Annotated in this window: 10 protein-coding genes; 2 read left to right on the forward strand and 8 right to left on the reverse strand. The window is 34.8% G+C overall.

Annotated elements, in window-relative coordinates:
- Window position 1 precedes the first annotated feature (1 nt).
- Complete coding sequence (locus V6E90_RS09080) at window positions 2-418, forward strand: hypothetical protein (RefSeq protein ID WP_130066763.1); 417 nt, start codon at window positions 2-4, stop codon at window positions 416-418.
- 84 nt (window positions 419-502) lie between these two features.
- Here the strand turns inward: V6E90_RS09080 and V6E90_RS09085 are convergent, their stop codons facing one another.
- Window positions 503-1,108 (reverse strand): hypothetical protein, encoded by a 606-nt coding sequence (locus tag V6E90_RS09085; protein ID WP_332605153.1) that lies wholly within the window; start codon window positions 1,106-1,108, stop codon window positions 503-505.
- A gap of 1 nt (window position 1,109) precedes the next feature.
- The gene (locus V6E90_RS09090) at window positions 1,110-4,256 is read right to left on the reverse strand and encodes an HsdM family class I SAM-dependent methyltransferase (RefSeq protein ID WP_332605154.1); all 3,147 of its coding nucleotides are present in this window, start codon (window positions 4,254-4,256) and stop codon (window positions 1,110-1,112) included.
- Between the two features lie 751 nt (window positions 4,257-5,007).
- On the opposite strand from V6E90_RS09090, the gene V6E90_RS09095 reads away from it, so the two are divergent.
- A complete protein-coding gene (locus V6E90_RS09095) occupies window positions 5,008-5,616 on the forward strand; it encodes a hypothetical protein (RefSeq protein WP_332605155.1) in 609 nt (202 codons plus the stop codon).
- A 476-nt stretch (window positions 5,617-6,092) separates the two neighbouring features.
- On the opposite strand, the gene V6E90_RS09100 is transcribed toward V6E90_RS09095, so the two are convergent.
- The 6 genes from V6E90_RS09100 to V6E90_RS09125 all read right to left on the reverse strand — a co-directional run bounded on the left by V6E90_RS09100 (window position 6,093) and on the right by V6E90_RS09125 (window position 13,639).
- Window positions 6,093-6,722 carry a hypothetical protein gene (locus V6E90_RS09100; protein WP_332605156.1) on the reverse strand — a complete coding sequence of 210 codons (630 nt, stop codon included), beginning with the start codon at window positions 6,720-6,722 and terminating at the stop codon, window positions 6,093-6,095.
- Window positions 6,723-6,954: 232 nt separating this feature from the next.
- Entirely contained in the window at window positions 6,955-7,617 is a 663-nt protein-coding gene (locus V6E90_RS09105) for a hypothetical protein (protein ID WP_332605157.1), read from the reverse strand.
- A 277-nt stretch (window positions 7,618-7,894) separates the two neighbouring features.
- Window positions 7,895-8,416, reverse strand: coding sequence for a hypothetical protein (locus V6E90_RS09110; protein WP_332605158.1), 522 nt, complete (start codon window positions 8,414-8,416; stop codon window positions 7,895-7,897).
- 101 nt (window positions 8,417-8,517) lie between these two features.
- Window positions 8,518-9,804 carry a type VI immunity family protein gene (locus tag V6E90_RS09115; RefSeq protein ID WP_332605159.1) on the reverse strand — a complete coding sequence of 429 codons (1,287 nt, stop codon included), beginning with the start codon at window positions 9,802-9,804 and terminating at the stop codon, window positions 8,518-8,520.
- Between the two features lie 10 nt (window positions 9,805-9,814).
- Entirely contained in the window at window positions 9,815-10,771 is a 957-nt protein-coding gene (locus V6E90_RS09120) for a hypothetical protein (protein WP_332605160.1), read from the reverse strand.
- Between the two features lie 12 nt (window positions 10,772-10,783).
- Window positions 10,784-13,639 (reverse strand): type VI secretion system Vgr family protein, encoded by a 2,856-nt coding sequence (locus V6E90_RS09125; RefSeq protein WP_332605161.1) that lies wholly within the window; start codon window positions 13,637-13,639, stop codon window positions 10,784-10,786.
- Window positions 13,640-13,816 lie beyond the last annotated feature (177 nt).

Genomic DNA, 13,816 nt, shown 5'->3' on the forward strand with positions numbered 1-13,816 from the left:
TATGGCACAGCATTTAACAGATAAAGATATCGAGAATATTGTTGAGCTTCTTGATTATTGGCCTTTAGATCAGAAATTGACTTGGGAGCGGCTATGTCAGGCCATTGAGCTACAGCTCGAACTTGTGCCTGCACCAACTCGTCAAACTTTACAGAAATATGTGCGGGTAAAGAATGCTTATGATCAATGCAAAAAACCCAAAGCTACGCAAGTTAAAAATAATTCAACACAGAAATTGCCTGCTAGTTTAAAAATTGCTCAAACTAAAATTGAGGCTTTGGAAGCTAAGAATGCCAGATTGGAAAAAGAAAACGCTATGCTATTGGAACAGTTTGTAGTGTGGCAATACAACGCCCACAAATATGGACTAAGTATTGCTAAATTGAATGAGCCGATGAGCAAAAAAAGTTCAGATTAATATATGTTTAAAAACCATATTTAATTGATTTTATTGTGATTTAATAGCTGGATATTATATAATTTTAATATTCAGCATTCCTTGTCATTTAGTAACTGTGAAATCTAATATCAAATGCTTTAATAAATCTATTGTGACATGTCTAGACTCATAATAATTTTTAAAAGTTGCAGTACTGAGGTTTAGTACTTCTAAGTTTCTTTTATCGCTGATTAATAATTTATTAATCCCGCCGACTGTATTGTGAAGATCTCCTTCTAACAGAAATCCTAGCATACATCCGAGGGGATACTTATTCTTAATAAATCTATCCATTCCTTCATTTATATATGATCTCTTTAAGCTAGAATCCTTCTCTTTAATTCTTTTTGCCTCGAAGTAATAGAGGTGTTCATCTGACTTATTAAACGTAGCCATCTTGAAATCTATTCTAGACAGACTGTTGGCAAATCCTTTGATTTTATTAACATTTGTAGAAGTAAGATGGTGTTCTCTTGAAACGAAAATTCGCCACTTACGTCTTAAATGATTTAGATCAATTCTTTCACATAGTTCCTGAGAAATATCGTTTTCATCCCAGTCGAGTTTTATAGTTTTTAGAGCTAAAGAGTCTTCATAAGCTTCATTCATCAATCTGAAGCATTTAACTTCGAAAGCCCTTTCATATGCTATTTTACTAGGAATTGACATTTTAATCCCCATTAAGAATTTCAAAAATTAGATCATGAGCATCATTAAATGCCATAGAGTGTGTCCAAAATTTTTTCTGGTTAGGTCGTATAATATAAATATCATCATTATTTTTAAAATTTAAATTCTTTTTAAAATATATATTCGTAGAGCTTTTCTCCCAAAGATATTTATCTAAACGACTCAATTCATTATCTAATTTCTGTGGAGATATTGAAACGTCTTTAGCAGTTTGCTCATGAGATATTTTAATCATAATTAAAGGGGAGAATTTGTTAATATTATAAATAGTAATATTAACAAAAATACCTTGGCCTTCAATAAATTCATTTAATTCATCACTGATAATTTGCGCATATTCTTTAATTTGATCAAAATTAGTTACTTCTAGAGCAATTGATTTTTCTTTTTTATGGAATAAATCAATATCGTAGTCAACAATATGGTTAATTGATGCAATTTCAGACTCTATGAGTTCTAAACTCTCATAGATAGTTTTATCGATATTCTCTTCAATAAATAATTTAAGTTCATATTCTTTATGTGGATTAACAAGGAAATCCTGATTTTTTACTCTCTGAACAATCTCTTTGCCCGCATAAACTAGTTTATCGTATTGACAAGAATTTAATTTGATAGGAATTGTTAAATATTCATTCATCATTATCTGCTCTCTCTCGATGCCATATGATGAATTTGTCAAAAATAAATAGTAAGTACTAAATTTTGAAATAAAATATGCTAGTAATACATATAAAGAATCCATGTTGGTATTCTTGGTATAAAATCCATATACACCATCTCTAAAAGCACAATTTGCATCAATAAAGGAGGCACAGACTCTATTTCTTTCTAGTCCTTTTTTGACTACAATATGTGGGTTTATATAAGCATTAATATCACCTAATCTCCTAAAGTGAGTGATTTTTTTTAGATCATTAATGCTATTTAGATTGTAATGATTAATATAATAATTAATAGCTTTCTCCGATTTAACGGAGTTTTTAATTTCACCTAAAGAAGTTGTAGGCGTATAGTATTGTGCAATAGTATCTGCATCTAGATATTTAAGTGAGCTAAGTAATTCAGATTCTTTGGCTGAGTCATGTTTACTTGTAAGTAATTGAAAACCAACACCATTTTCTATTTTGTGTTCTTTCGTAAAACTTTCTATATTATTGAATTGATATTTTTTTAGTCTCTCGACTAGTTCCCAATCATTCATTTTACCCCACATTGCAATTTTCCAAATTCTGGAATTCGGATTTTTGCACTCTTCTCTTGGTAAATACTTCAGATCGGATGAGTCGATACTTAGACCTTCAATTATATTAGATTTTATATATGTTTTAGGTGCATAATAAACGATTTTGTCGCTTGGTTCTTTATGATGTTTTTGGTAAAAAATGATACTTATAGGGCCAGTTGCGTTACCAAACAATTGGCCTCCGAAATTCTTTTTAGCATTTCTAAGAATCGAAAAATTAAATATTTTTTCAACATAACATTCATTAAATAACCAATTTCTGAAGTTTAAATAACCTATATTTGTGTTTGTTAATATTTTGGTATTAAATATTAATGCTATCTCACCATTTGGAGAAAGAGAAATTGCTTTGTGCAAAAATGGTAAAACCATTTCTTTTGCAAAATTAAATTTATTACAGTATTTGCTTAAAGTATTAGATAATTCGGATGTTCCAAAGGGCGGATTACCAACTATCAGATCGAAACTTAATTTCTGGATTTCAATATTATCTTCAATAGTATCTCTACAAAATAAGTTATTACCTTGCTTCTTTATTGTTAAGTCATTAGGATTGTTAATAAGATTTGGTAATCTATGATCTTTATTTTGCCAAATTGTTTTTGGATTGAGCTTATCCAGTAAGGCTAAGTATAAGCTAAAAGCTGCTACTTTAATTGCTTGGGGATGAATTTCAATACCAAAAATATTATCTGTTAATAACTCTTTTAGCTTATTAAAATCTGTTAGTTTTTCATTATGTTTATTTTCATATCGTTTAACTAAACGTTTAAAACTTTCAACTAAAAAAATTCCTGATCCGCAGGTTGGATCTAAAACTTTTATATTGTAATCAGTTTGACTATTATTAATAGGGAGTTTTTGATTTAATATAAATTCTACTAATGATGGTGGAGTATAGTAAGTTCCAGTTATCTTTTTTAGAGAGGGATCGGTTTTAAATAAAAAGCTTTCATAAATCTCACTCAGTAATTCTATCTGAATAATACTGAAATCGAAGACACGCCAATCATCCAAAAGATTCATTTGGGATGTATTGTGATCACCACTAATAAAACATTGTTTAATTATTTTTAATTGTTTTATCGTAATTTTTTCTTCCTTACTAACAGAAAAAACATTTCCATTAAAATGGTCTTCTAACTTTTTGAATAGCTTATAAGTAGCTTCAACATCATCTAAAATGTCGAAATATGATGAAGCCCCTTCTTTTATTTCTGAATATAAATTGCTATCTGTAGCTTTTCTATCCTCAAGATAAAGTAAGAAAAGAGATCTTAAAATTATTTTATGAATAAAATTAATTTCAAGATTCTCTTTATTTAATTGTTCTGTCGTGTTTATAAGGCTTTCAACAAGATATTTGTCAACTTTATGTTGAAGATTGATTTTATCTCTAATAAATTTTGCTTTTTCTAAAGTCCAAATAACTCCTGTATCAATAGCTATTTTTGAAAATAATGTATTAAGTTCTTGGAGTTGTTTTTTGTCATCATAGCTATAAGAATTAATTTCAAGGCTTTTTAATTCCTTTTCATAATCTATGTCTTCTTTTTTTTGTATTACTGGAGTTTTTGTACAATTATATATTCGAATTTCAGTGTTAGAATAAGCGTAAAGAAATAAAACTTTATTGTAATTCCATATTTTTCTATGGATATTGCTAATTATTTGGAGTGTTTCTGAATCAAAAGCCAAAACTTGCTTAATGAAAATAGCGGGAAAAGCATTCTTTGTTTCATTATCGATATTAATATAAACACTATCTATACCAAAATCAGAAACCTCATTTAAAATATGAGCTTCACTCTCCGATAACATTTTTTTATCAGAATTTAAACTAATCGAGTGTTGTAAACTAAGCTCTTCTAAAATATTCATTGGTATAAAAAAATCATTAGATAAGTAAATCCAAAATTGATATATCTTTGTGAAATATAACAAAAAATTTTGATAGTTTCTAGCATTAATTAAATTAATGTTGAATTTATAGATATGTAGAATTTAAAAAAATATTTTTTAAGCTATTGATAATATAGAATAAATATTTATTCTAAAACCCACCTATCAACTTTGCTAGTTGTTTTCTATATGAATTAGAAAAATGAGATTATTCATAATTAATTTTAGGTTTTCAAATCAATTGACTGGACGCCTTGTTGAATCTATCATTCCATTGCTGACCTAAATTGTCAGTCGGTTTTGACAGACCGTGCGTATAGCGTACCAGATTCACACTTTTCTAAGTGTGGGTTATGTGCGAAACCCTCGTGTTCCCCCTTTGCGGTAGAACGAGAGGGGGACGCTTCGTGCGTGCTGGTTCTATATGCCCAGTCTGTCAACCCCCTCTTTGTTCTACCACCATCATTTGACAGTGATGTGGTAGAAACTTTATTCGCATATAGGAATTTATCATGTCTCATTCATCTTTTCTCATTTGTGTCCCACCACGTGCTTGGTCCCGTTATGTCAGTCAACGAGGAATAAAGAGCTAATTCTCAATTAGCTGTATTAGAAAAAACTTTTATATAAAACAATCTATAAGGTGGATGGTTAAGTCACGCCTATAAAATACAATTTTTTATCTCCTTGTGATTGTGAAGTATTACATTGAACATGTGTGGGAATAACTATGACCGAATTAACGAAACCAAAAATCATTCCAATTGAAAACTACCCAAAAAAATCCAAATTATTTTTAAAATGTGTGGTACTACCAATTGTGATTTTTCTGATTGTCGCCAAAATTTTTTCCTTTGGCGCTTTCGCCTATATCTTCTTTGGCTTTGACCTATTTTGGTTTGTGATCATTTACTACCTCTATCAATACGGAAATACCTACTTTGATGGGATGACCGAACAACTGAAACGTCAGGGTGAAACCTTTAATTATCAAAATCGTGGAGTATGGATTAACAGTCATGATAAGACCATTATCCTGTTTGATCAGCCTGATCAACGCCTAGTCAAATATCCTTTTGACTATATTACCTCTGTAGGCCATTACAATTTGGTCGAAGATCGCTTCAGAACCACAACTACAGTGATTAGTAACCCGATGATGGGAACACATATTAATCAGCGTGAGCATAGAACACCGATGAAGCGAGAGTTCCAAGTCAATATAGGGACAAGAGATCAATTCAAACCTAACTATAGCCTAAAAGTGCTATTCCCTTGGCGTAGTCCTCAAATGGCAAGTGAAATCCGCCAGTTACTCTCGGCTGATCATTATCAATAACAAATATCTAGAGTAGTAGCAGTAAAAGCGTGGTGATATTACTAACGTTTTTATTCTCTTATAAAGTGTTTCTCAAGCAGATAAGGGTACACCTGAAGCTAACGTATGATTTTTTGATCAATACACATTAACAGGGTTTAAGCAGGGTTCAGATTTAAAGGTATTCTCTTACAGCTTGATGGGACTGCTCAAGATTTACATATCTAAGAAGCTTGGTTAGCAGATTTGTTTCAAAAACTAAATGTGATGAAATTGATCAAGCCATAGAAAAGGTCACTGCTACACAGGTCAAAAGCTCTAGATCATCATTTTTCTAACTAATTGAAAGATGTTATATTTACGAACTGTCCTTAAAATTCAGCATAACCATAAGATTTATGTAATTCTTTGCGGTGATTTAAAATTTAATAATCGAATAGACATAGAGAGTTAAAGTCTTAAAGCTATGTGAATGTAATATTCACATAGCTTTACCATTAATTTTTCTCTTTAATTTCGAAATATTGTTTTAATCCTAGTGCAACTGAGGCTTTACTTCCCATAAATACTGATATTGGTAATAAAAATACCAGTAGCCCAAGTATTATTGTTCTAATAGTATGATATAATTGCTCGTCCATTCTAAAACTAGTCACCATTCTTTCAAATAAAAAGAGCTCAAAAAGAATTGCTAATATATAGGCAATTGCAACAGCTACACAAATCCAAATATTATATTTTTCAATGCGTTTTAATGTGGGTAAATGATATTTGTACATTAAACAAGCTTCTTCATCTTTAACATGTTGCTTGATAAAAGTAAGGGAAAAATTCAAATCACGAACTTTATCTCTAAAGTCCCAAGATTTCTTAAAATACTTCGCAACTAAGCTATAATGAAACTTATCAGTACCTAAGTATTGATTTGTTGCATTTTGCAACTGCCATGGCTCTTTTTCTTTTTTTGTATCAAATATATAATCATTGTATTCATCCGTTTCAACACGGACATTTTTAAAATCATTTTTTCTCAATGACTCTCTGAACTTTTTGGAAAAAAACCATTTCGAAGTGAAGTTGACAACACTTAGCCCTAGAATTGCAATTATAATATTTACCCATTCCATATTTAAACTCTTTTTAAGTTGCTTGTTTTTATCTAAACAAAATTCTATTGTTTTTTATAGAGGTAAATAGCATTATTGCGTCATAGTTTGACGTATATCACAATACATACAAAAATTACTGGATAAGTTAGCCATCTATTCTTATCCATTAACGCCTTACTCATTCCTGTTCTCAGTACACTATTATGGTTTGATAATTGACGTTCATCTATTCAAGTTTTTTTCTTTGTGATTAAAGTTTATCTATAGAAAAATCAAATTCATACTCAGAAGAAAGCTTTGCTTCATAAAAATCAACTTGGCTTTCAATCCAAACACTTCTTAATAGCTCTGCTAATTTAAGCATTTCAGGATTATTAGTCTTAGCAAGAATAAAGGCAGCACTTTCGCCATGATCAATCGCAATCACATCAAAACCTTCTTTCAGAATCACGTCTATAACATTCTCATAGTACGTTTGATATACATCCTCCAGTGGTAAATACTCTTCATCTTTTTCTATTTTCTCAATATTAGTAAACATGACATTTAATCTACGCTGAACATCCAACTTCTTATCGCGAACAACACCAAGATGATCCAATGATTTTTCTATATGCCATCCCCAATCTTTATATTCTGAAGTAGCAATATATTTTGAAGAAATATCATAATCAGATTGCCAGCGCATTAACCAGCTATTTACAGTCTCATCAGTATCCACTGGTGGGAAATCAGAGTGTTTTAGCTCAGGGAAAGTATTAATAAATTGTGTCATTAATTCTTGTGAATTTGGTAACGTTGTTTCAGCAATGGCTAGAGGGGTGTCATTTGTATTTTTGATGGCTTTACTTTGGTTCAAAAAATATGCTGAAACCACAGCCAATAAAAAAACACATAAGGCTATTTTTAACATAACAATTCAAAGGGTCCTAAAGGGTATCTTTCACTGAATATTTTTCCAATAAATCAGCATCATTTCTCCTATTCCAATGCTCTGATTACCAAACGCATTGTTCAGGCTGAAAAAAACGGGCTCCCAATATGCTGATGAATCAGCATATTGGGTCAGGGGAGGTATCTATTCTCGAATCGGCGTTAAAATGTTATTTAAAGCGTGATAACTTTGTGGTCGTAGCAAACTAATACGTGCCAGTTGTGGCGACTCATCAGCTTGAATAAATTGATCAAGTCTAGAATGCTTGTCCAATATGAAACTGACAATCAGGGATTTGTTTTTGCATATCTAAAAATCTCGTTTTTATCTGATCTTGTTCAGTTTTTTCAGCGCCTTTTGCAAATAAATTGAAAGATTTACTTTCCTCTAAGTACTGAGTTCTTAAATCACTACATGCTTTCTTATTTTTTAGAGCTGTTTGGGCTTCGGCTTCAGTAATTCTAATGTATTTACTATTAGTAATCCGCAGAGTACTTCCATCGCTAGATAGAGTAAAGGGAATAACAGTCAAGCCATTATTTACACCAAGCTCTTTGTCCTTTTTCTCTAAAACAGTACCAGTTTTTTTATTCCCGAAGAAATCTTTTTCTGCAAGGATATTCTCATTCACAAGATAAGTTTCTTTATCTTCTTTATAAATACTCAAAATCTTTGGATATTTTGTATCTTCAAGCTGCCAGTAGCCAAGATATTTATCATGCGGCTTTGAGCATGCAGTAAGTGCAAAAGTAACTAAAATTAGAAAAAATATTTTCATAAAATCCTCATGTATGGAGAAATAAAAAATCTGTACTTTTTATTGGTGATAGCGTTATGGACTGATCATAAAAAACTGGCAATGCTGCTAGGATATTTAACCTATTCGCCATCCCAGTACCAATACACTTCACCCCAATCTAATTCAGACATTTTAGGAAGAATTTCACCTTCTTTAAAATACTGCCGTGAATCTGGTTGTGCTGATGTTTGCCAATATCCTGTTTTAATACAAGCTTCTCCACCTCTAACTTTCAGACTCTCTAAGCCTTTAGGTTCTGAGGCGGATTTCAATTGAGTTTCTGCAAAATTAACTGAATCTTTTGACTTTAAATTATCAGGCACAGGGTACTTCGCCAATAATTCCGCATCATCATCTCGATCCCAACGGCCAAGCCACCAATCACATTCTTCAGGTTGAAAAAACACAGGCTCCCAATCTGCTAATGAATCAGCATATTGAGTAAGGGGAAGCATCTGTTCTCGAATCGGCTTTAAAATGTTATTTAAAGCTTGATAACCTTGTGGTCGTGGTAAGCCAATACGTGCCAGTTGTGGCGACTCATCAGCTTGAAAAAATATCCCATCATTGATTAATTCTAGCTGTAATGGTGTATTGGCATACTCTTTAGCCTGTATTTCCTCCAATTTGTCTAACCATGGTTTACCCAAATACACCAACCATGCTGTTGAACGGACCCCTTTTTCTAAAGAAGGTTCATCATTAGTTACTGCACTAGTCTGAGATTTTTTTTCAATATCTAAACCTAGAAAACGATATGCAGTTGCTGTATCAAAAACTTGCCATGGGACAGCTTGAGTAAAGTCTAAAGGCTGCCCAATACGGTAACCACAATAGGCTTGTTCTATTTTTGCCTCACGTACTATGGATTTAAAAAACTCAATGCACTGCAACTTCTTATCACTATTCCCTAGAAAATCAAAAGGAAATATAAAATTAACTGTTGAGTACCATTCATTATTAGCAAAGTCAGGACTGAAAGATGCTTTAACCCCATATTTAGGAGCAAAACTCATTTGAGGCTGATCTGAGAAATAATAAACCAAAGAACTATCTAGCTTCTTTTTTTGAATATCTTCAATCCAGTTTTTTGGAAATCCTTCTTTACGAAACTTACGCTCTCTTTGTTTCTTGACAGAGGCTTCTCGCTGAAAGTCGACACCTGTTAAGTTGATATAATCAATCACTTTATTAAAGAAATACTCTCTTACAGCCAGTTGATCACCCTCATAGAACCAAAAAGACATCATCAGGTTCAAACGTACAGGTTCAGTCTTTGAATCAATATCTACATAAGGTAATGTATAGTCTTGCGTTTGCTCAACTTGATCTAGCCATTGGTTTGCCGCATCAAATAACTCACCCATCACTTACTCCTTATTTCCAAAGATTTTCGGCATTCGTCACAATCATATCCCAGAGTTCACGCATTTTATTGATCTTACTGGTTTTCTTGGTCTGAGGTGTACTGCTTGGCTTTTGTGTACTTTTTGGCAAATTCTTTGCCTTACAGCCACAATCACTTTTTTTAGGATCTTCTGAGACTCTGATCATCGCCAATTTTGTACTACTACCTAAAAATCTTGAATAGTCATCCATTTGTGCTTCATCAGGTGGGTCTTTACTGTCTAAAAACTTAATTTCCACCCAGTGTAGAATATTATCAATCGTTGGGGGTTTCATGATATTAGAAACTACAATAATATCCGCACCAAAGCGACCTGAACCTGGGGTTTCCATAAATTGATGTCTAGGTGGTTCTGCACCTTTAACCATCAAGGGTTGTTTGGTTTTTTTATCATAAATCACTTCGGCTTTAATTGGACATTTATGCTCCATCACGATATCTACAAGTGCAAAAATTACTTGCACTGCTTTTTGTCTGAGATGCCGTAATCCGCCCCATAAATTAATTACTTTTTCAGCCACCGTTTCTTTTTTAGGGGCTTTTCCTGTTGCACCACCAATTTGATTACTAAAACAACAGACTTTGCAGATTACAGACTTAAAGAGAATCCTCTTTTTTGTATATACATCATACCAAGCCCCTACACTTGAGGGTTTAGATGGGGCTGTTGGTTTTGTTGATCCACTTTGTTGAGGTGCTTTCGAGTCCCTTTGTTCTTTCTTAATATCAGTTGCGACCTCTGTCGCAAAGGAAAATATGAACTCAATAATTTCCTGTGCAATGACTGCACCTGTATCTTTTAGAAAGGGAATAAGATGTTTTTTTACAATTTCAGATGAGACTTTAGCTGCTTGATTTAGCAACTTTTTAAGAACGGTTAATAAAACACGTAGTAAAAATGCGATAACAATAGCTACATACTGCAATTCAAATTCCTCTTATTCTTCTTCACATTCTGCATCAATATCATCAAGTACATCGTCTTCATCTTCCTTATAGAAAAGCTCCTGATAACTTTTTTTCAGTAACGGAGATTCTGCTGAAGTCACGTCATTATTAGGAATATCAGCAATAAATAAATCTACCTTTTCTCGTGCATCAGTTTGGATTGGCTGAGTCTTACCATCGGTATCCGTTACACCTGTAATCACAACACCATTTTCAGCAACTAATTTATAGTTGTAGTTCGCCATTGGCTGTTTTGACTCATTTAAAAAAGTTACAGCAGCGGAGTAAGACTGATCTATCATGACCGGTAGAATTGGCAATGCTGAATTTATTTTTGCTCCACCCTTAAACAAATGCTGCCCAGCTTTTACTTCAAACTTTCCACCTGTGGTCGGGAAAATCCCTGAACCATTCAGTCTGACTTCTGAGGTATCTGCTTTCATGACGATTTCTTTAGGGCTAGTAATATAAATTGCATCTTCAGTTGAAATGATTTGTATTCCAGCTTTAGCAAATATATCAAAACCATCACCTTGAGCATGGGCTTCAAACTTACCTTTGCCTGCAACTTGTTTCATTCCACCTTGTGCTGCAAATAGACTGATCTTTTGGCTGGCTTGGGCAATCAAGTTCTTTTGTGTGGTCAGGTTAATACTGTCCCCTGCAAATTGGTTCAGTTGCCCATCTGCGGATAGATGGATGTCTTCTGAAGTACTAAGTCCAATTCCATTGGGTGAGCTGAGTAAAAGTACAGCCTCCTCAAAGCGAGCAATGTCTTGTTGTATCTGTTCAAAGAACCCTTTTAATTGCTCTACAGACTCCAACTCATCCGTTTGTTGGTTCTTCGCCACTTCACTCAAGGCTTTGGCATTGTTTTGGTTGTCTTCCAGTTGTTGCTTGGCTGTTTGTGCTTCGAGATGATCGCCTTCGGCTTGCGCTTGTGCATGGGTGGTGATCAGTAAGCCTTCACCTGCTCGAATCGCGCCCCATTGGTCTGTGCGTAGTTCAAAGCCTTCGCCTCGGTCTTCGCTTTCTGCTTGGGCTTTGGGATGGCTCAGCTTACCCAGATTGAGTTGGCTGGCTGCATGGCTGCTTTGCAGTTGGGCACTGATCTGTCCTGTAGTGTCATCAAAACGTAGCTGGTTGTAGCCTGAACCTTGATATTCTTTGGATTTGATCCCTGCCAGTTTTTTGGTATCAGGCAATTGACCTTGGTCATCAAATTTTGTTGGACTGCGTTGTGCTTCGTGCAGTCGTCCAGTGACATAAGGACGGTCAATGTTGCCATCAAAGAACTCAATCGCTACGATTTCACCTATTCTCGGTAAGAATCGCACACCATAGCCTTCGCCTGCCCAAGGAGTGAGTACATCCACCCAAGCTGAATCGGTATCGTTGTTGTTGCTGCCTGCGCCACCATCGTGGCTATGGTTGTCATTGCGAGTAAACAGGAAGCGGACTTTGATTCGTCCCCATTCATCCACATGGATTTCTTCGCCTTCGGGTCCCACCACTCTTGCACGTTGTGGGTGAGCAGATGGACGGTGTTGCAGTGGATGATATTCGGGTACGGTTTTGATGTTGCGGCGTTGTAGCGTCAGTTGGTTGGCTTGGCGTTCTTCACTCTTGCTTGAATGCCGCCATTGGCTTTGTTCTACTAATTGGCTAATTTGATCATTCAAATCTTTAGGAAGGTTGTTTTGATTGAACCAATCCTTCTTTGTGATCAAAAACTCCTGATCCGCCCCTTTATGTTGATCTATTTCAGGGTGTTCATTCAGTTTAAACCAATAGCCCACTTGGGTATCTCTCACAGTGGTATTGGCGATAAATTGTTTGGCTTGGGCATCGTGGTAGTGGCTGAGGTGTTGGTTCAGTTTTTCAATTTGGTTGTTGCCTGATGCGGTTGCGCCATCTTCACCGTTTAAATCTTGCATCCATGCGGGAGTGAAGTGCCATGCATCTTCGAGTCCTAAGCTGGCGTTGTCGTGTTGTTGGCTATGTTGGTGTTTGCTTTGGACGCTACCTGCCCCATCTTCTTGTTCTAGGACATCAGCTTGCCAGCGTTGGATATGGACTGCGGTGGGTTGTAGGGAGCGTTCTGCAATCAAGCTGGTCATGCTGTCGTATTGTTCAGTGGCACTGCTACGGTGGTAGCGAATTGTTCTTCGTGCAAGAGCTTGGTATTGGCTGTTGTCATCGATCAAGCGCAGTTTTTGTGCTTGGATGGGGCTATTGCTGTTTGTAACCGTGAGCTGGGCTTCGTCGATCAGCCAGTTAATGCCTTCACTTCTAAGCAGTCGGGTAATGAAGTCGTAGTCGCTTTCATTGGCTTGCATCACAAAGGGACGGACATCATAGTCTTGGGTTAAACCGCTTAAATCTAAAGTTAAACTCGATGCAAACAACTGGCTACGCTGCTGCCATTCCTTGAACAATACTTGAAGGATGTCCGCTACGGTTTTATTCATAAACACACGGCTGTTTCGACGTTTATGCCACAGCGCGGTTGCATCTTGGAGTTTGAGTTTATAGAGTGTGAGGCTACCGTCAGATTGTCCTTGTACGGCTTCAGTGATGATCCCTGTAGTTCTAAACAGTGTGCCAGTGTCGGTGACTTGATCTATCGCTGCCTGACAACCAATAAACTGCTTTAAGGGGATAGTTGCGTCCGTTGATAGGCAGGTGAGTTCTGCGCTAACCCCACCATTTAGACTATGCGTACCTTCAATACGCTGTAAAAATACCTGATTGGCTAAAGCAGGATTTGAAAATTGTATGTGAATCGCACGTTTTTGTGCGGTTAGCCCTATTTTTTCTAAAAAATTAAAAACATTAAAAATCATATTTTTTTATATTAATTCACCCTTAATTGGGGTGGTATTGTATAAAGAATATAAGGATCTGTCTATGTTGTTACGGTGTCCTCTAAAAGTTAAGGTTGGTGTTCTATTGTTATTCTTGGAGGAGTTTAAACACAGAAATTTTAATTGTTAAGTTTTTAAAATTATAAGAGGTTTCTA

This window comes from Acinetobacter sp. ESBL14 (assembly GCF_036668815.1).
Lineage (GTDB): Bacteria > Pseudomonadota > Gammaproteobacteria > Pseudomonadales > Moraxellaceae > Acinetobacter > Acinetobacter gyllenbergii.